Here is a 17,749-nt window from a genome sequence, read left to right as displayed (position 1 = left end):
GATCCGGCGCGGAGGCGGCTCCCATTCCCTCAGTCCACGCTCATGACCTGCAGTAATGCCATCACCTCGAACGAGTGACCGATTAACTTGAAACCGAATCCCGGCTTCCCTTTTTCGCTCATTTGTTCGACAGTGGGGGCATGGAGGCATCCCTGGCCGCTCTGGCACCCCGGCTTCAGCTGTCCCGTCCGGGGCAGCTGGTACCGGTGCTGCCCGCGCTCGAGGGCCTCCTTCCGGAGCGGGGTCTGCGTCCGGGTGCGGTGGTGTCGGTGACCGGCGGCGGCACCGCGCTGCTGTTGGCGCTCGCGGCCGCCGCGTCGACCGGCGGCACCTGGTGTGCGGCGGTCGGTGTCGAGGGGCTCGGGCTGCTGGCGGCGGCCGAGCTCGGTGTCGACCTGTCGCGCCTGGTGGTGGTCGAGGACGCCGGCGACCAGTGGGCCCGGGTCGCGATGGCCCTGGCCGACGGTGTCGGCGTGCTGCTGCTGCGCCCGTCCGGCCCGGTCTCGGGACAGGTGGCGGAGCAGCTCGCCACGGTGGCCAGACGCGGCGGATGTGCGCTGGTGGTGTCCGGAGAGTGGCCCGGTGCACGGGTCCGGCTGCGGGTGGCCTCCCGGTCCTGGGAGGGCGTGGGTCAGGGGCGCGGCCGGCTGCGAGCCCGTCGCCTGGTGGTGGATGCCGGTGGCCGCGGGGCTGCGGCACGCGAACGGCAGCACGAACTCTGGCTGCCGGACGGGCAGGGCGCGGTCCGGGCCATCGGTCCGAGCGCGGCCGGTGCGTCCGGTGCGTCCGGTGCCGGGCACCGTCGCAAGGCGGACGCGGTGCGCGGCCCGTTGGTGGTGGTCTGAGGTGGTGCAAGCTCAGCAGGACGCCGTCGAGGAGGCCATGCCTCTGCGAGTGCTGGCCGTCTGGGTGCCGGACTGGCCCGTGGTCGCCGTCCTCGGTGCGGAGCCGGGGCCGGACCGACCGGTCGTCGTGGTCGAGCGCGGCCGGGTGCTCGCCGCCTCCGGCGCCGCCCGGCGCGGTGGGGTGCGGCAGGGACAGAAGCTGCGCTCGGCCCAGTCGCTCGTCGCGGGCTTGGCGGTGCACGAGCGCCGGGCCGATGCGGAGGCCGGGCTGTTCGAACCGGTGGCGGACGCGGTGGGTGCACTGGCCGCACGGCTGGAGGTGGTGCGCCCCGGGATGTTGGCGCTTCCGGCTGCCGGTGCGGCCCGGTTCCACGGCGGCGAGCACGCGCTGGCGGAGAAGGTGGTCGACGGGGTGGAGTCCGCCGGGTACGAGTGCCGGATCGGGATCGCCGACGGCCTGTTCGCAGCGCAACTGGCGGCCCGGGCAGGGCGGATCGTGCCGCCCGGGGAGAGCGCCCGGTTCCTGGCGGTGATCCCGGTGGCGGAGTTGGCGGAGGCGAAGCTGGCCGATCTGCTCAGGCGGCTCGGCATCGTGACGATCGGTCAGTTCGCCGGCCTCCCGGTCGGCAGTGTCGCGGACCGCTTCGGTCAGGCCGGCGTGGCCGCGCACCGACTGGCCCGGGGGCTGGAGGCTCGACCGGTCGTCGCCCGCCCGCCCGGGGTGGACCTGACGGTGGAGCAGCGCTTCGACCAGCCGTTCACGGTCATGGAGCCGCTGGTGTTCGCGGCCCGGGCGCTGGCCGAGCGTCTGCACTCCGGTCTCGCCGGGGCGGGTCTGGCCTGCGGGCGGGTCGAGATCGAGGTGGAGTGCGCCGACGGGACGGGTGCGTCCCGGGCCTGGCGGCACGAGGGTCTGCTGTCCGTCGGGGCGGTGGCCGAGCGGGTCCGCTGGCAGTTGCAGGCGTGGCAGCAGCGGCAGCTGTTCGACGAGGCCTCCGGCGGGGTCGTGGTGCTGCGGCTGGTCCCGGACGGACTGGTCCATGATCCGGGCCGCCAACTGTCGCTGGCCGACGGTGACCAGGAAGCCACCGAGCGGGTCGAGCGGGCCGTGGCCCGGGTGCAGGCGATCCTCGGCCACACCGCGCCGGTCACCGTCGAGCTGGCCGGCGGCCGCACCCCCGCCGACCGGGTCGTCCGCACGCCCTGGGGCGACGCCCACCAGGAGCGGCGCGCGGACGGGCCTTGGCCTGGCCGGCTGCCCGCGCCGTCGCCGACCCGGGTGCCGGCCCGCCCGGTACCGGTGCGGCTGCTGGACGCCGAGGGCCGAGAGGTCGAGGTCACCGCGCGGGCGGAGGCCCAGAGCGCCCCGGCCCGCCTGGTACTGCCCTCCGGTGCCGTGGAGGTAACGGGCTGGGCTGGGCCGTGGCCGGAGCAGGAGCGCTGGTGGGATCCCGGCGAGGCCCGGCGCACCGCCCGGATACAGGTCACCGTCACCGACGGCCGGGCTTTACTGCTCGCCGTCACCGGAGGCCGCTGGCACCTGGAAGGTGACTACGACACCTGACTCCTGATCAATCCCCTCCCGCACGACCGGACACAGCAACATGGGCTTCACCAACCACCCGAAGACACCCTGGCGCGATCTGGAGCGCGCCATGGCCGGCCCCCGGCCGGGTGACCGTACGGTCATCCCCTTCCCTGGGCCCCCGCCACACCCGGAGCCCTCCCCACTGCCGCGCGCGGGCGGTCAAGGCGGAGTGAGCTGGGCCGAGCTGCACGTCCACACCACCTACAGCTTCCTCGACGGCGCGAGCGATCCCGCCGAACTGGTCGACGAGGCGGCGAGGTTGGGCATCGGAGCGCTCGCGGTGACCGACCACGACGGCCTCTATGCGGCCGCCGTGTTCGCAGCCGAGGCCCGCCGGGCCGGCATCGCCACGGTGTTCGGGGCGGAGCTGACCCTGGACGCCGCGCTCGCCCCGACCGGCGTCGCGGACCAGGACGGCGAGCACCTGCTCGTTCTGGCCCGGGGAGTGGAGGGCTACCGACGCCTGGCCAAGGTGATCGGTGACGCCCACCTGGCCGGTGGTGCCAAGCGCCGCCCCCGGTACGACCGCGAGCGGCTCACCGATGCGCACGGCGGACACTGGGCGGTACTCACCGGCTGCCGCAAGGGCGCCGTCCGCCGCGCTCTCGACACCGAGGGCATCGCCGGTGCCGAACGTGAACTCCAGCTTCTCGCCGATCGGTTCGGAGCGGAGAACGTCTTCGTCGAACTGACCGACCACCACCTGCCCGGAGACGACGACCGCAACGACGCCCTGGCTACGCTCGCCACCCGGGCCGGGCTCCCCCTGGTGGCCACCACCGCCGCCCACCACGCCTCCCCCGCCCAGGGCCGGCTCGCCCAGGCCCTGGCCGCCCTGCGCCAGGGCCGCTCCCTGGCCGACGCCGAGGCGTACCTGGCGGCGGCCGGCACCGCCCACCTGCGCTCCCCCGCCGAGATGGCCCGGCGGCTGGCCCCCTGGCCGGGCGTCCAGCAGGCCACCGTGGACCTCGCCCATGAGCTCGCCTTCGACTTCCGCACCCTCAAGCCCAAGATGCCCGGCTTCCCCGTCCCGGACGGCCACACCGAGAGCAGTTGGTTGCGCCGCCTCACCCTGGACGCTGCCGCCACCCGCTTCGCCCCCGGCAACGCGAAAGCGCACCGGCAGGTCGCCCACGAGCTGGACGTGATCGAGCAGTTGGACATGGCCGGGTACTTCCTGATCGTCCACGACATCGTGGCCTTCGCCCACCGCTCGGCCATCTGGTGCCAGGGCCGGGGATCGGCCGCCAACTCCGCCGTCTGCTACGCCCTCGGCATCACCTCGGTCGATCCGATCCACTACGGGCTCCTGTTCGAGCGCTTCCTCTCCCCCGAGCGGGACGGCCCGCCGGACATCGACCTGGACATCGAGCACCGCCGTCGCGAGGAGGTCATCCAGTACGTCTACGACACCTACGGCCGTGACCACGCCGCCCAGGTCGCCAACGTCATCAGCTACCAGCCGCGTCTCGCCGTCCGGGACGCCGCACGCGCCCTCGGCTACGCCACCGGCGACCTCGACCGGTTCGCCAAGGCCACCGGCTGGCACGAGATGCCCCCGGCCGATGCCGGAGTGCCGGACGACGTACGGGAGTTGGCCGCCGGGCTGCGCGGCCTGCCCCGCCACCTCGGCATCCACTCCGGCGGCATGGTCCTCACCCACCGCCCGATCGCCGAGACCTGCCCCACCGAGTGGGCCACCATGCCCGGCCGCTCCGTGCTCCAGTGGGACAAGGACGGCTGCGCCGAAGCCGGCCTGGTCAAGATCGACCTCCTCGGCCTCGGCATGCTCTCCGCCCTGCACGACGCCTGCGGCCTGATCGAACGTCACCACGGCGTCCGCTACGACCTGGCCACCATCCCGCCCGACGACCCGGAGGTCTACGCGATGCTCTGCAAGGCGGACACCGTCGGCGTCTTCCAGGTCGAGTCCCGTGCCCAGGCCGGCGCGCTGCCCCGGATGCGCCCGAAGAAGTTCTACGACCTGGTGGTCCAGGTCGCGCTCATCCGGCCGGGCCCGATCCAGGGCGGCTCCGTGCACCCCTACATCCGCCGCCGCAACGGCCACGAACCCGCCACCATCGCGCATCCGCTGATGGAGAAGGCCCTCACCAAGACCCTCGGCGTCCCGCTCTTCCAGGAGCAGATGATGCAACTCGCCATCGACTGCGCCGGCTTCACCCCCACCGAGGCCGACCAGCTCCGCCAGGCGATGGGCTCCAAACGCTCCCACCAGCGGGTCGCCGCGCTTCGCGAGCGCCTGCTGACCGGGATGGCCGAACACGGCATCCCGCCCGAGGTCGCCGCCGACGTCTACACCAAGATCGACGCCTTCTCCGGCTACGGCTTCCCCGAGTCCCACGCCGCGTCCTTCGCCCTGCTCGTCTACGCCAGCGCCTGGCTCAAGCTGCACCACCCGGAGGCGTTCACCTGCGCGCTGCTGGCCAACCAGCCGATGGGCTTCTACTCCCCGCTGAGCCTGATCGCCGACGCCCGCAGGCACGGCGTCACCGTGCTGCCCGCCGACGTCAACCACTCCCACCCCGCCCCCACCCTCGAAGCCGTCGGCGAGCCGGCCGTGCCCGGTGCCCGTCCGGCGATCCGGCTCGGCCTCGCCGCCGTCCGGGGCCTCGGCGACGACCACGCCGCCACCGTCGCCGCCGGGCAGCCGTACGCCGACCTGGAGGACTTCGCCCGCCGCACCGCCCTTCCCGCACCCGCCCTCGAAGCCCTCGCCACCGCCGGCGCCTTCACCAGTCTCGGGGTGACCCGTCGTCAGGCCCTGTGGTCCGCTGGGCTGCTCGCCCGCACCACCGACGAGATGCTCCCCGGCACCGCCCCCGCGCTCACCGCACCACCCGGTCTGCCGGAGATGACCGCCATCGAGGAGACCATCGCCGACCTCTGGGCCACCGGCACCTCCGCCACCACCCACCCCGTCCAGCACGCCCGCCCCCACCTGGACCGGTGCGGCGCCATGACCGCTGTCGGCTTCAAGGACGAGGCGGTCCACGGCGCGCCGGTGAGCGTCGGTGGCCTGGTCACCCACCGCCAACGCCCGCCGACCGCAGGCGGAGTCCTCTTCATCTCCCTGGAGGACGAGACCGGCCTCGTCAACATCGTCGTCCAACCGCACGTGTGGGAGCACCAGCGCAGGATTGCCCTCGACAGCGCCGGACTGCTCGTCCACGGCACCGCCGAGCGCCGCGACGGCGCGATCAACCTGGTCGCCACCCGCCTCGTACCTCTCACCCTCGCTCCCGGCGCCCACAGTCGGAACTTCCGCTGACAGGAAGGGCCCGATCGGCAGCGACAGGTGAAGATCAGCCCAGGGCCGGCAGCCGGCGCACTGTCGGCCGGATGCGCTTGGATGGTCACGTCGCGTCCGGCCGGGCGGACGGTCGTTGTGAAGCTCCTGGGGGAGTCCGTGGTTGAGTCCGAGTTGTTGGCTGCTGCGCGAAAGCCGACCACTGCCTGGCTGGAGAGCTGCTTCGGCCCGGGGACGATCTGGCGGCCCGACGCCGCCGCCCTGCCCGCCGGGCTGGAGGATGCCGGGATCCGGGCGTTCCTGACCGAGGTCGGCATCCCCGCCGTGGAGCTGGACTTCCTCTCGTACGACTCCGCCGGCCTGCCCACCGAGGGCATGTGGGAGGAGGACCCGGACGAGCTGTTCGGGAACCGCTACCCGGACGACGACTCCCCGCCGAAGAGCTACTCCTACTGCGTCGGCAAGCGCTACGGGCTGCACCTGATGCTGCGCGGTGACACCGGAGCCGTCGAGGTCTACAACCCCGACGGCTGGGACCACGCCGCCGGCTACGGCGGCCCTGCGGCTGATTCGCTGCCCGAACTCATCGGCGCTCTGGGGCTGTTGGCTCTGTACGAGGAGCGGATCACCGGAGAGGACGGGGCAGCCGCCCTGCGGGAGTTCACCGCCCTGCTCGAAGAGCTCGGGCAGGGCCCGGACGGATCCTCGTTCTGGGAGAACGCCCTGGCGGACCTGCGCGAGGAGTACGCCGACGAGGACGCCTGAGCCGCCCGCCCCGGCCGGTTGAAGGACCACAACGCCGGGCCGCCGTCGACTACTTGACGACTGGGCTGCGGCGTTCGATCAGCAGCACGTCACGCCAGGCACCACGGTGGCGGGCGACGCGCTCGCGAGTACCGATCACCCGGAAACCGGCCTTGGCGTGCAGGGCGAGGCTGGCAGCGTTGTCCGGGAACACGCCGGACTGGATGGTCCAGATCCCGGCCGCCTCGGTCGAGGCGATGAGCGCGTCCAGCAGGGCGCGCGCGATGCCCCGCCCACGCGCGTCTGGGTGGACGTAGACGGAGTGCTCGACCACGCCCGCATACGCGGGCCGGGCCGAGATCGCGCTGACCGCAACCCAGCCCAGCACCTCGCCGCCCACGCCCAGGGCGACGTGCCGGTGACCGGGCAGCCGGGCGGCGTCGAACGCCTCCCAGTCGGGAGCCCTGGTCTCGAAGGTGGCGTTCCCCTCGTCGATGCCCGCCTGATAGATCGCCAGGACCCGCCCGGAATGCCCGGGTGTCATCGGGGCGAGAGTGACGTCGGAGTGCAGCACCGGATTCCTCACCACCCGGGTCAGCGGTTCAGGTCCAGCAGGGCGGCCATGCCGGCCACCACGGACGGCGCCACCTTGTAGTAGACCCAGGTGCCGCGCCGCTCACTGGTCAGCAGGCCGGCTTCGCGAAGCTTCTTCAGGTGATGCGAGACGGTCGGCTGGGAGACCCCGACGTCCTGGATGTCGCACACGCACGCCTCACCACCCTCGTGCGAGGCCACCTTGGAGAACAGCCGCAGCCGCACCGGATCCGCCAGCGCCTTGAACATCGCCGCCATCCGCACCGAGTCCTCCACGGACAGCTCCGCCGAGGTGATCGGCGGGCAGCACGGCACCGCCTCGGGCTCCAGGACCGTCAACTCCAGATTCGACATGTGTCTATGTTGACAGCCATCTAATCAAGTGGCAAGGTCGGGACCGCCAACATCGACGTTTGTCGAATCAGCGGGGCGGCCGCAGCCGCCCGTGCCCGCTCACCTCGAAAGGGACCACCGCCATGTCCGAAGACCTCGACCTGCCCGTCCTCGTCATCGGAGCCGGCCCGATCGGCCTGGCCGCCGCCGCCCACCTCACCGAGCGCGGCCTCGATGTGCTCGTCGCCGAATCCGGCCCGGCCGCCGCGAGTGCGGTGCGCGAGTGGGGGCACGTACGACTCTTCTCGACCTGGGCCGAGCTCGTCGACCCGGCCGCCGAGAGGCTTCTCGTCCCCACCGGCTGGACCCGCCCGGACGGCTCGGCCTACCCGAGCGGTGCCGACTGGGCCGAGCAGTACCTACAGCCCCTCGCGGACGTTCTGGGCGACAAGGTCCGCTACAACGCCACGGTCACCGGCGTCGCCCGGGCCGGCCGCGACCGTACCGTCGACTCCGGCCGCGACACCCAGCCCTTCACCGTCCACCTCACCACCACGGACGGCCGCGAGGAGCGAATCAGCGCGGCAGCCGTCATCGACGCCTCCGGCACCTGGTCCACGCCCAGCCCCCTCGGCGCCGACGGCCTGCCCGCCCTCGGCGAGAAGACCCACGCCGCCCGCATCTCCTACCGCATCCCGGACCTGAAGGACCCTCAGGTCCGCACCCGGTACGCCGGCCAGCGCACCGCCGTCGTCGGCTCCGGCGCCTCCGCCTTCACCGCCCTGGCCGCGCTCGCCGACCTGGCGCAGCAGGAGAGCGGCACCCACGCCGTCTGGGTCCTGCGGCGCGGTATCACCGGATCCACCTTCGGCGGCGGCAGCGCCGACCAGCTCCCCGCCCGCGGCGCACTCGGCCAGGCCGCAAAGGCCGCAGTCGAGAACGGCCACGCCAGTGCGCTGACCGGCTTCCGCACCGCCGCCGTCGAGGAGTCCGAGGGCAAGCTCACCCTTCTCTCCGAGGACGGCGACCGCGCCGAGGGCCTGGACGAGATCATCGTCCTCACCGGCCTGCGCCCCGACCACACCTTCCTGTCCGAGCTCCGGCTGGCGCTGGACGAGCGGCTCCAGGCCCCGACCGCACTGGCCCCGCTGATCGACCCCAACCAGCACTCCTGCGGCACCGTCTACCCGCACGGCGCCGCCGAGCTCTCCCACCCCGAGCAAGGCGTCCACCTGGTCGGCATGAAGTCCTACGGCCGCGCCCCGACCTTCCTCGCCATGACCGGCTACGAGCAGGTCCGCTCCGTCGCCGCCCACCTCGCGGGCGACCACGAGGCCGCCGCCCGCGTCGAGTTGACCCTCCCCGAGACCGGAGTCTGCGGCGGCGCCGGCCTCTTCGACCAGCCCACCGCGCAGCCCGAGGCCACCGGGGGTTGCTGCTCGACCCCCGCCACACCGCAGCTGATCACCCTCGCCGTCCCCAGCACCTCCTGCTCCACCGCCGGAGGATGCTGAGTCCACAGACCCGGCCGTGTCGGCGGACGATGTCGAAGACCTTCTTCTGCAGACTGTTCGGGTAGACCCACCACCGGCCCACGAGGAAGAGGAGAGACCGGCATGGCGATTCAGCGGATGGACAACGTCGGCATCGTCGTCGAGGACATGGATGCCGCCGTCGCGTACTTCGTGGAACTCGGCATGGAGCTGGAGGGCAGGGCGGAGGTCGGGGGCCTCGTCGCCGACCAGTGCACCGGACTCGACGGCGTCCGCTGTGACATCGCGATGCTCCGGACCCCGGACGGTCACAGCCGGCTCGAACTGGCGAAGTACCGCAGCCCCGCGGCGATCAGCGCCGAGCCACGCAACCGGCCGCACAACATCCTGGGCACGCACCGCGTCATGTTCGCCGTCGACGACGTCGAGGACACCGTCGCCCGCCTGCGCCCGCACGGCGCCGAACTCCTCGGCGAGATCGCCCGGTTCGAGGACAGCTACCTGCTCTGCTACGTCCGCGGCCCGGAGGGCATCATCGTCGGACTGGCCCAGCAACTGAACTGAGAAGGAGAATCGAGGGGCCGGTCACCGTCGGCCGCCTGCCGCGCGTCGCCTTGCGGTAGAACTGAGTCGGGCGGCGGGCCGTTCGCCTGCCGTGCTGATCCTGGGGAACAGTCCGGCCGGCGACGAAGAGGAGACTCCGGTGGGGGACGAGATGCGGTCGCGCATTCCGCAGCTGCGGCTGGACGAGCTACTGGAGGAGCTGCAGGCGCGGATCGACGCGGCCCGTGGGACCAGGGACCGGGTGCACAGCCTGCTGGAGGCGGTGCTGTCGGTCGGTCGGGAACTGGACCTGACCCAGGCGCTGCGCCGGATCGTCGAGGCCGCCGCAATCCTGGTGGATGCCCGCTACGCGGCTCTGGGGATCATCAGCCCGGACGGGGAGCGGCTGTCGGAGTTCCTGACGGTGGGGATGTCCGACGAAGAGGTGGCAGGAATCGGGTCCTACCCGACCGGCAAGGGGTTGTTGGGTGAACTGATCAGTCATCCGGAGCCGTTGCGGCTCGGTGACCTGTCGCAGCATCACGCGTCCTACGGGTTCCCGGCCAACCATCCGCCGATGAAGACCTTTCTCGGGGTGCCGGTCCGGGTGCGGGACAAGGTGTTCGGCAACCTCTACCTGACGGACAAGCGGGGCGGTGAGGAGTTCGACGCCGACGACGAGTCGGTGATCGCGACCCTGGCGGTGGCGGCGGGGGTGGCGATCGACAACGCGCGGCTGTACGAGGAGGCGCAGCGCCAGCAGCGCTGGCTGAGCGCGAGCGCGGAGATCACCCGCAGTCTGCTGTCGGGCAGTTCGCGCACCCAGGTGGTGGAGCTGATCGCGCAGCGGGCCCGGGATATCACCGGTGCGGAGCTGGCGGACGTCGTCGTGCCGGAGGCCGACGGCGAGACGTTGCGGGTGGAACTCGCGCTCGGCGGGGACACCGCGCGGCGGGCGGGCCTGGTGGTGCCGAGGGAGGCCACGCTCTCCGGGGCGGCACTCATCCGGGGTGCCCCGGTCACCACCGTGGACCTGGCTACCGACCCGGGCCTGACAGGCGATCCGCGGCGGACCGAGCGCCTCGGCCCGGCGGTCGCAGTGCCGCTGGGGCAGACCGCAGGGCACGTCGACGGAGTCCTGCTGCTGGCCCGCCGAGCGGGCGAGGCCGTGTTCAGCGAGCAGGAGATCGGACCGCTGCTGGGTTTCGCGGACCAGGCCGCGCTGGCGCTGGAGCTGGCGCACCGACGGCGGGACGCCGAGCAGTTGGCCATGCTGGAGGACCGGGACCGGATCGCCCGGGACCTGCACGATCTCGCCATCCAGCGGCTGTTCGCCACCGGAATGACCCTGCAGAGCGCGGCTCGGTTCATCGAGCACCCCGGGGCGTCGGACCGGGTGCTGCGCGCGGTGGGCGACCTGGACGAGACCATCAAGATCATCCGGTCCACGATCTTCGGGCTCCGGGTCCGCGAGGAGCGGTCGGGGTACGGCCTGCGGGCCCGGACGGTCAAGGTGGTCGAGGAGGCGCAGACGGCGCTGGGTTTCGCGCCGAGGCTGAGCATGGAGGGCCTGTTGGACACCGACGTGTCCGCAGCGGTGGCCGACCATGTGGTGGCGGTCCTGGGCGAGGCCCTGAGCAACACCGTGCGGCACGCGCACGCCGGGCGGGTCGAGGTGGTCCTGCAGGCCACGGGGACACAGGTGGTGCTGACCGTGCAGGACAACGGAGTGGGCATCCCCGAGCAGGGCCGACGCAGCGGTCTGCGCAATCTCGCCGAACGGGCCGAAGGCCTGGGTGGCGCGCTGGAGCTCACCGCCCCGCCGGGCGGCGGGGCGCGGCTGGTCTGGTCGGCGCCGCTCGGCAGTTGAGCACCGGGCACCGGTGCTGCGCAGGCCGGCCCGCGCTCACGCCGGGCCGTGCTCACGTCGGCCCGCGCTCACGTCGGGCAGGTTCGCGAGGGCGGCAGCAGGCGGCCGGTCACCAGTTCCGCGTGGATCAGGACGGTGACCTGGCCGGCCGGGTCGGGATCCTGCCGGGCCTGGTCCTCGGTGACTTCCGCCCGGCCGAGGACGGTGACGGTCCAACCGCCGCCGTCCGACGAGCGGACCTCGCCCGCTTCGAAGGCCACCAGGCAGCCGGACACGGCGCGGACCAGACCGGACCCGGCGGCGGCGCGCAGCCGTACGCCGCCGCTGTCGAGGCGGAAGCGGGTCGGCAGCACCGCGGGCAGCGCGCCGACCGTGTAGACGACGCGGCCGACCGATGCCGTGGCCAGCAGGCGCAGGCACTGCGGTTCGTCGAGCGGCGCGGGATCGACCGAGGGGATCTGATCAGGTTTCATGTCGTCGATGTTCGCCGGGGAAGGGCTTCCGGGTGAGGGGCCGATGGTCCTCGGAGTCCGCCGGACGGCCCTGGGGCGGATCGGTCGCGTGCACGGGGCATCGGCGGGCTCAGGAGCGGGTACGGCCGGCCGGCTGGTGACCGGCCGCGCGGGCCTGGGTGGCGATCACAGCTGCCTGCACGCGGCGTTCCACCCCGAGCTTGGCGAGCAGGCGGGAGATGTGGTTCTTGACGGTCTTCTCCGCGAGGTAGAGCCGCTCCCCGATCTGACGGTTGGTCAGGCCCTCGCCGATCAGGGCGAGGATCTCGCGCTCCCGGCCGGTGAGTTCCGGGAACGCGGGGGCCTGCGGGTTGGCGTCGCCGCGCATCCGCGCCATCAGCCGGGTGGCGGCCCCGGGGTCGAGCATGGACTGCCCGGAGGCGACCGTGCGGACGGCGGACACCAGGTCGGTGCCGCTGATCTGCTTGAGGACGTACCCGGCAGCGCCCGCCATGATCGAGTCGAGCAGGGCCTCCTCGTCGTCGAAGGAGGTCAGCATCAGGCAGGCCAGGTCGGGCATCCGCGAACGCAGCTCCCGACAGACCGTCACACCGTCGCCGTCGGGCAGCCGCATGTCCAGCACGGCGACGTCCGGCCGCAGCGCGGGGACCCTGGCGATCGCCTGCCCGGCGGTCGCCGCCTCGCCGACCACCACCAGGTCGGGCTCGGCGTCCAGCAGGTCGTGCACCCCCCGGCGGACGACCTCGTGATCGTCGAGCAGGAACACCTTCACGCAAGTGCCCGCCGGTGCCGCCCCGTTGTCCGCCATCACGTCTCCGTACTCGGGGACCCGCCGGAAGGTCGGGTCGGAGGAAGTCTGAGGGGGAGTCTGACGGAGCAGTGACGGCGGTCGGTAGGGCCGGACGGCCCTAATCGCCGTCCGGACCCGTGCCGGGCCGGCCGAGCGGAGCGGTGGTCCGGGAGCGGGGCGTGGGGAAGCCCGCCGGGCCGTACCCGATGCGCAGCAGCATCTGGGGTGCGCAACGGCCGGCGTCGGTGGTGGTCGTCCGGGCCCGGAGGTCGGGCCACTCCAGAGCCTGGTGCAGCATCGAGGCCCGCAGACCGTGGAGGGTGAGCAGCAGAAGCACGTGCTGCAGCGCTTGGCCGGCGCGAAGCCAGTCCGCGCGCCGGTCGTGACGAGTGGTCAGCAGCAGGAGCTGGGGGTCGGACTCGAACGCGGCCCGGTCCCGGGGCGGCTGGTCCTGGCCGCCGAAGGACCGCATCGGCAGCCGACCGGTGACATCCTGCGGGCCGAACGCGTAGGCGGGGAGGCCGTGGGTGTCGCCGGATCCTGCGGTCCAGGCCAGGCTCTCGGCCCGGCGGCCGGGATCGAGGACGTTGCGGGACTCGGCCACGGCGGTGAGGCCGAGCAGGCGGGCGCGCTCGGCCGGGCCCGGGCGGTGGAGTTCGGCGCCCTCCAGCCGGGCGGCCTCGGTGAGTTCGTTGAGAACGGCCTCGGGCACCGGGACCAGGGAGAACGGCAGCCGGCTGCTGCGACGTCGCCAGATCGCCTGGTGGAGGTCGGGTCGTCGCAGCAGGCCCGCGCGTGGTCGCCCGGCGAGCCGCACCGTGGCCAGCAGGTCGGGCTCGTCCGGGTGGGGCAGCAGCCTGATCACGGGCTCCCGGTCCAGGTGGATCGCGGCCGCCTTGAGATTGCACAGCGCGGCTCCGACCGAGATGTGCAGCGCTCTGGTGTCGGGATCGGTGAGCGGCAGGGCCCGCTCCGGCGCCGCGTGGACCGCGAGTACGCCGGCCTCCTGGGTAGAACCGAAGCGCCAGGGTTGGGAGTTGTGGATGGACGGGGCCGCAGCCGCCGCGGCGACGAGCAGGTCCTCGGTGGTGCGGACGGTGAGCAACGGAGCCATGAGGTGTCTCGTCTTCCTGCGGGATGGTCGGGATCGGGACGGCACGTGCTCTCCGCTGACGGTGGGTCAGCCGAGCCTGCTGTCGGGGGCGCCCGGCAGGTCCGAGGAGCGGCCGGTCCAGGTCGGCTCCAGGCGGGCCCAGGCCTCCTGCCACTCCCCCGCTGCCACGCAGGCCAGGGAGCGCAGCCGGAGGCCGACGCCGGCGGCGATCAGGACGGACAGGCCGCCGAGTGTGAACAGGCCAAGGCCGGCTGCGCCGACGGCGATGTCGGTGCTGCTGGGAGGTGCACTGGAGAGCAGGCCGGTGTCGCTGACCCAGATGCGGGCGGTGGCGCCCGGCGCGGCAGGCCGGGTGAGGACGATCGTGCCGGTGTGGTCCTGGCCGGCCGGGTAGGTCCAGGCGGCCTCGGCCTGGTAGGCGGTCCGGCTGAACGCGGCGCCGGAGCCGGTCCGCTGCGCCGGGGTGCGGACCGTCGCGTCGATGTGGTGCCGGCCGAACGCCGCCGCCTTGGCTTGGTGCTGGTCGGAGCCCAGCGTGACCAGGGCGGTGACGGTGCCTGCGAGGGCGGCGAGGGTGAGGCCGAGCGCGCCGAGCAGCAGCGCACGGCTACGGGCCCGGTCCAGCGGTCGGCTCAACGCGTTCCGCTCGAGGCCGAGAGCCCGGCGCAGGTGACGGAGCCACAGTCGGGCGGTGGGGCGGCGTGTGCTGGCCATGTCCGTCTCTCCTTCGAGGTGGCGGTCCGACGCCGCCCCCTGCACACCCTTCCAACAGCGCGTGGGCGAGCACAGGGACTGACGGGACCGCCCGGAAGGCCGGTGGTCCCGGGTCGCGTACCCGGGGCTCGTCAGGAGTCCCGTTCGCCCACGAGACCTGATGATCCGTCAGACCTGTCGCCTGCCTGGTCGCCGTGGCGCCCGGCAGCTGAGGCGGAGGCCGGGACCTTCGGGCCACCTGGGGGCTGATCGGCCCCTGGGCCGGGTCGCGGTGGCGGCGGCAGAGTGTCCGTGTCCAAGCACCCCGGCCGAGCGAATCCGCGCTACGGCCGGTCGGAACAGTGGAGGTCACAGCCATGCAGCACGTCGTAGTGGTCGGACTTGACGGATCGGCACAGAGCGAGGCCGCCGCCCGCTGGGCCGCGGAGGAGGCCCGTCGAAGTGGACGCGACCTGCGGATGATCCACGTCGCGGCAACGGCAGGGGGCGCGCTTCCGGAGGAGGACGGCCCGGTGAACCGGCTGCCGGAACCCGTGGCCGAGATCCGGAACCGGATCGCCGCCGCGCTGCCGGACGTGCGGATCACCTGCGAGCAGATCAACGGCACCCCGTCGTACGCCCTGGCGGCAGCCGGCGAGCGGGCCGGCCTGCTGGTGCTCGGCTCCCGGGGGCTCGGCAGCGTGGTCGGTCGTCTGGTCGGCTCGGTCGGGCTCCGTACGGCGGCCCACGCCCGGTGCCCCGTCGTCCTGGTGCGCGACGAGGCCGATGCTGCGGCCGACGGCCGGGGCGAGGTGGTGGTCGGCATACAGGGTGACCGGCCCTGCGACGCGGTGCTGGCCTTCGCCTTCGGCCAGGCGGCCCGGCGCGGAGTCGCCCTGCGGGTGGTGGAGGCCTGGACCGCCCCCGCCGGCCCGTATCTGACGGAGGCTCCGCTGGGGCAGCAGGCGATCAGGGAGTCGCTGACGGAAGCTCGGCTGGTGCACCTGCAGGATGCGCTGGCCCGCTGGCGGGAGAAGTTCCCCGGCGTTCCGACCCGTCCGGAGGTGGTCGGCGGCAGCGCGGCCGACGCGCTACGGGCGGCCTCACGCGGGGCCTCCCTGGTCGTGCTGGGGCGGCGTGCGCCCGGAAACCCGATGGCAGCGCCCCGCCTGGGAACGGTGGCTCATATCGTCCTGCATCACGCCCACAGCCCGGTCGCCGTGGTCCCGCACGACTGAGACCGACCGGCGCCGGGCCCGGCCTTTGCACGGTCCGGCATTCGCACGATCAGAAATGGTCAGAGACAGGCGATTTCGTTCTACTTTGCAAGAATTCCCGGATCCTCACCCCCCGTCCCACCCCGTCAGTACGGTCATATGCCATGGTCACCCCTCATCATCACCATTCCGACGGTTCCATGGATCGAGGTGGTGCGGACGCGGCGGCGGTCCCTCACCAGAGCGCCTCCGACCGGGACATGGACGAACTGCGCGCCGCCGAGCAGCGGTTCAGGGGCCTGCTGGAGTCCGCGCCGGACGCGATGGTGATCGTGGACGACGGCGGGGTGATCAGGCTCGTCAACGCGCAGACCGAGGCGCTGTTCGGGTACCGCAGGGAGGAGCTGCTCGGCAGGCCGGTGGAGGCTCTGCTGCCCGAACGCTTCCGCGCTCACCACCCGCAGCACCGCAGCGGATACACCGTCACCCGGCGCACCCGGCCGATGGGTTCCGGGCTCGACCTGTACGGGCTGCGCCGGGACGGCACCGAGTTCCCGGTCGAGATCAGCCTCAGCCCGCTGGAGACCGCCGAGGGCCTGCTGGTCTCGGCTGCCATCCGGGACGTCAGCGACCGCAAGGCGGCCGAGGTCAGGATCAGCGAACTGGCGGCGTTGGTCGAGTCCTCGCAGGACGCGATCATCACCCACACCCTCGACGGCCGGATCACGTACTGGAACGCCGCGGCCCACCGCCTGTACGGCTACGGCCCGGAGGAGGCGCTCGGGCGCCACATCGGGACGCTCGCCCCGCCCGACCGCAAGGACGAGGTGACCGCACTGCTGGAACGGCTCGCCCGAGGCGAGCGGGTGGAGAACCACGAGTCGCTCCGGGTGGCGGCTGCCGGACAGCTGCTGGACGTGGACGTCACCCTGTGGCCGACCCGGGACCAGTACGGCGCGATCTGCGGAGCGTCCGCGATCGTCCGCGACGTCGCCGACCGCAAGCGGGCCGAGCTGGAGCTGACCCGGCTCTACCAGCAGCAGCGACACATCGCGCTCACTCTGCAGCGCAGTCTGATGGGTTCGCCGCCGGACATCCCCGGGATGCGTACCGCGAGCCGGTACCTGGCCTCGACCGAGGGGGCGGGGGTCGGCGGCGACTGGTTCGACCTGGTGCCGCTCGGCGCCGGGCGGATCGGCGTCATCGTCGGGGATGTCATGGGCCGGGGGCTGGAGGCCGCCGCCGTGATGGGACAACTGCGCTCTGCTGCCCACGCGTTGGCAAAGACCGGGATGCCGCCGCGACAGCTGATGCAGGCGCTGGACTCGGTGGTCGCCGATCTGCCGGACCAACTGGTCACCTGCTGCTACCTGGTGATCGACCCGCACGTCGGCGAGGTGTCGATCTGCTCGGCCGGCCACCTGCCGGCCCTGCTGGTCTCGCCGGACAACACGGTGCGCGAACTCCTCGCGCCGGTCAGCGTCCCGCTCGGGGTGGGCGACGTCCCGCACCAGCAGGCGACACTGACCGTCCCGCCCGGCTCCACCCTGGTCCTGTACACGGACGGTCTGGTGGAGACCCCCGAGAGCGATCTGGATGTCCAGATCGCTTCACTGGCGGCCGAGTTGGAGCGGGCTTTCATCCGGACGCCCGACCTGGAGGTGGTCGCCGACCGGGTGCTCCGGGCGATGCTGCCGGGGACGGACCGCTATTCGGACGACGTGACACTGCTGCTCGCCCAGTTGCCTGCCGCACCGCTGGCGACCGCTGCCGTCGAACTGCCCGCGCTGCCCTCCTCGGCCTCCCTGGGCCGCCGTTTCCTGCGGGCCACCCTCCAGGACTGGGACTGCCCCCAGCCCGAGGACACCGTCTGCCTGCTCGCCTCCGAGCTGATCGCCAACGCCGTCAGACACGCCCAGGGACCGATCGGGCTGCGCCTGCACCGCACGGCCCGGGAGCTGACGATGGAGGTCTCGGACGCCAGCCCGTCGCTGCCGGTCCCCCGCCCGGCCGACAGTGCCAGCGAGGACGGCCGGGGCCTGTCCCTGGTGGAGTCACTCGCCTGCGGCTGGGGAGCCCGCCCGACCGCCACCGGGAAGACGGTCTGGCTCACCCTGGCGATCGACTGAACAGGCGGCCGGCGGTGACCCAGATGGGGTCGCCGGCGGTGACCCAGATGGGGTC

Annotated in this window: 15 protein-coding genes; 9 read left to right on the top strand and 6 right to left on the bottom strand. The window is 73.0% G+C overall.

The window, feature by feature from the left end; genetic code table 11:
* Window positions 1–140: 140 nt before the first annotated feature.
* From ACXJMZ_RS14920 to ACXJMZ_RS14905, 4 genes are all read left to right on the top strand, one after another.
* Window positions 141–845, top strand: a complete 705-nt coding sequence (locus ACXJMZ_RS14920; RefSeq protein ID WP_457030507.1) for a hypothetical protein — start codon at window positions 141–143, stop codon at window positions 843–845.
* Between the two features lies 1 nt (window position 846).
* Entirely contained in the window at window positions 847–2,409 is a 1,563-nt protein-coding gene (locus ACXJMZ_RS14915; protein ID WP_457030506.1) for a DNA polymerase Y family protein, read from the top strand.
* Window positions 2,410–2,602: 193 nt separating this feature from the next.
* Window positions 2,603–5,722 carry an error-prone DNA polymerase gene (locus ACXJMZ_RS14910; protein ID WP_457030505.1) on the top strand — a complete coding sequence of 1,040 codons (3,120 nt, stop codon included), beginning with the start codon at window positions 2,603–2,605 and terminating at the stop codon, window positions 5,720–5,722.
* A gap of 156 nt (window positions 5,723–5,878) precedes the next feature.
* Complete coding sequence (locus tag ACXJMZ_RS14905) at window positions 5,879–6,466, top strand: SUKH-4 family immunity protein (RefSeq protein ID WP_457030504.1); 588 nt, start codon at window positions 5,879–5,881, stop codon at window positions 6,464–6,466.
* A 49-nt stretch (window positions 6,467–6,515) separates the two neighbouring features.
* On the opposite strand, the gene ACXJMZ_RS14900 is transcribed toward ACXJMZ_RS14905, so the two are convergent.
* Together ACXJMZ_RS14900 and ACXJMZ_RS14895 are read right to left on the bottom strand one after the other, a co-directional pair.
* Window positions 6,516–6,989 carry an N-acetyltransferase family protein gene (locus tag ACXJMZ_RS14900; RefSeq protein ID WP_457030503.1) on the bottom strand — a complete coding sequence of 158 codons (474 nt, stop codon included), beginning with the start codon at window positions 6,987–6,989 and terminating at the stop codon, window positions 6,516–6,518.
* 50 nt (window positions 6,990–7,039) lie between these two features.
* Complete coding sequence (locus ACXJMZ_RS14895) at window positions 7,040–7,393, bottom strand: ArsR/SmtB family transcription factor (protein WP_457030502.1); 354 nt, start codon at window positions 7,391–7,393, stop codon at window positions 7,040–7,042.
* 122 nt (window positions 7,394–7,515) lie between these two features.
* Here ACXJMZ_RS14895 and ACXJMZ_RS14890 point away from each other — a divergent pair, with 122 nt between their 5' ends.
* The 3 genes from ACXJMZ_RS14890 (at window position 7,516) to ACXJMZ_RS14880 (ending at window position 11,278) form a co-directional block, all read left to right on the top strand.
* Window positions 7,516–8,886 carry an FAD-dependent oxidoreductase gene (locus ACXJMZ_RS14890; protein WP_457030501.1) on the top strand — a complete coding sequence of 457 codons (1,371 nt, stop codon included), beginning with the start codon at window positions 7,516–7,518 and terminating at the stop codon, window positions 8,884–8,886.
* 102 nt (window positions 8,887–8,988) lie between these two features.
* Window positions 8,989–9,429, top strand: a complete 441-nt coding sequence (locus ACXJMZ_RS14885) for a VOC family protein (protein WP_457030500.1) — start codon at window positions 8,989–8,991, stop codon at window positions 9,427–9,429.
* A gap of 151 nt (window positions 9,430–9,580) precedes the next feature.
* Window positions 9,581–11,278, top strand: coding sequence for a GAF domain-containing protein (locus ACXJMZ_RS14880; RefSeq protein ID WP_457030540.1), 1,698 nt, complete (start codon window positions 9,581–9,583; stop codon window positions 11,276–11,278).
* A gap of 68 nt (window positions 11,279–11,346) precedes the next feature.
* Here ACXJMZ_RS14880 and ACXJMZ_RS14875 read toward each other — a convergent pair whose 3' ends face one another.
* The 4 genes from ACXJMZ_RS14875 to ACXJMZ_RS14860 all read right to left on the bottom strand — a co-directional run bounded on the left by ACXJMZ_RS14875 (window position 11,347) and on the right by ACXJMZ_RS14860 (window position 14,369).
* Complete coding sequence (locus ACXJMZ_RS14875) at window positions 11,347–11,751, bottom strand: pyridoxamine 5'-phosphate oxidase family protein (RefSeq protein ID WP_457030499.1); 405 nt, start codon at window positions 11,749–11,751, stop codon at window positions 11,347–11,349.
* A gap of 109 nt (window positions 11,752–11,860) precedes the next feature.
* Complete coding sequence (locus ACXJMZ_RS14870) at window positions 11,861–12,559, bottom strand: response regulator (protein ID WP_457030498.1); 699 nt, start codon at window positions 12,557–12,559, stop codon at window positions 11,861–11,863.
* 100 nt (window positions 12,560–12,659) lie between these two features.
* On the bottom strand, window positions 12,660–13,655 hold the full coding sequence (locus tag ACXJMZ_RS14865; protein WP_457030497.1) for an Acg family FMN-binding oxidoreductase: 996 nt from the start codon (window positions 13,653–13,655) through the stop codon (window positions 12,660–12,662).
* A 66-nt stretch (window positions 13,656–13,721) separates the two neighbouring features.
* Window positions 13,722–14,369, bottom strand: a complete 648-nt coding sequence (locus ACXJMZ_RS14860; RefSeq protein WP_457030496.1) for an Rv1733c family protein — start codon at window positions 14,367–14,369, stop codon at window positions 13,722–13,724.
* A gap of 356 nt (window positions 14,370–14,725) precedes the next feature.
* On the opposite strand from ACXJMZ_RS14860, the gene ACXJMZ_RS14855 reads away from it, so the two are divergent.
* Window positions 14,726–15,586, top strand: a complete 861-nt coding sequence (locus ACXJMZ_RS14855) for a universal stress protein (protein ID WP_457030495.1) — start codon at window positions 14,726–14,728, stop codon at window positions 15,584–15,586.
* A gap of 239 nt (window positions 15,587–15,825) precedes the next feature.
* Window positions 15,826–17,694, top strand: a complete 1,869-nt coding sequence (locus ACXJMZ_RS14850) for a PAS domain S-box protein (RefSeq protein ID WP_457030539.1) — start codon at window positions 15,826–15,828, stop codon at window positions 17,692–17,694.
* Window positions 17,695–17,749: the final 55 nt, after the last annotated feature.

Source organism: Kitasatospora sp. P5_F3 (assembly GCF_054049135.1).
The sequence above is the reverse complement of the archived record's forward strand: the minus strand, read 5'-3'. Positions and strand labels throughout refer to the sequence as shown.

Bases quoted from the DNA above. Each gene is read 5' to 3' on its own strand.
- ACXJMZ_RS14920 (WP_457030507.1), top strand. From the start codon at position 141: ATGGAGGCATCCCTGGCCGCTCTGGCACCCCGGCTTCAGCTGTCCCGT.
- ACXJMZ_RS14900 (WP_457030503.1), bottom strand. From the start codon at position 6,989: ATGACACCCGGGCATTCCGGGCGGGTCCTGGCGATCTATCAGGCGGGC.
- ACXJMZ_RS14895 (WP_457030502.1), bottom strand. From the start codon at position 7,393: ATGTCGAATCTGGAGTTGACGGTCCTGGAGCCCGAGGCGGTGCCGTGC.
- ACXJMZ_RS14890 (WP_457030501.1), top strand. From the start codon at position 7,516: ATGTCCGAAGACCTCGACCTGCCCGTCCTCGTCATCGGAGCCGGCCCG.
- ACXJMZ_RS14885 (WP_457030500.1), top strand. From the start codon at position 8,989: ATGGCGATTCAGCGGATGGACAACGTCGGCATCGTCGTCGAGGACATG.
- ACXJMZ_RS14880 (WP_457030540.1), top strand. From the start codon at position 9,581: ATGCGGTCGCGCATTCCGCAGCTGCGGCTGGACGAGCTACTGGAGGAG.
- ACXJMZ_RS14875 (WP_457030499.1), bottom strand. From the start codon at position 11,751: ATGAAACCTGATCAGATCCCCTCGGTCGATCCCGCGCCGCTCGACGAA.
- ACXJMZ_RS14870 (WP_457030498.1), bottom strand. From the start codon at position 12,559: ATGGCGGACAACGGGGCGGCACCGGCGGGCACTTGCGTGAAGGTGTTC.
- ACXJMZ_RS14865 (WP_457030497.1), bottom strand. From the start codon at position 13,655: ATGGCTCCGTTGCTCACCGTCCGCACCACCGAGGACCTGCTCGTCGCC.
- ACXJMZ_RS14860 (WP_457030496.1), bottom strand. From the start codon at position 14,369: ATGGCCAGCACACGCCGCCCCACCGCCCGACTGTGGCTCCGTCACCTG.
- ACXJMZ_RS14855 (WP_457030495.1), top strand. From the start codon at position 14,726: ATGCAGCACGTCGTAGTGGTCGGACTTGACGGATCGGCACAGAGCGAG.
- ACXJMZ_RS14850 (WP_457030539.1), top strand. From the start codon at position 15,826: ATGGACGAACTGCGCGCCGCCGAGCAGCGGTTCAGGGGCCTGCTGGAG.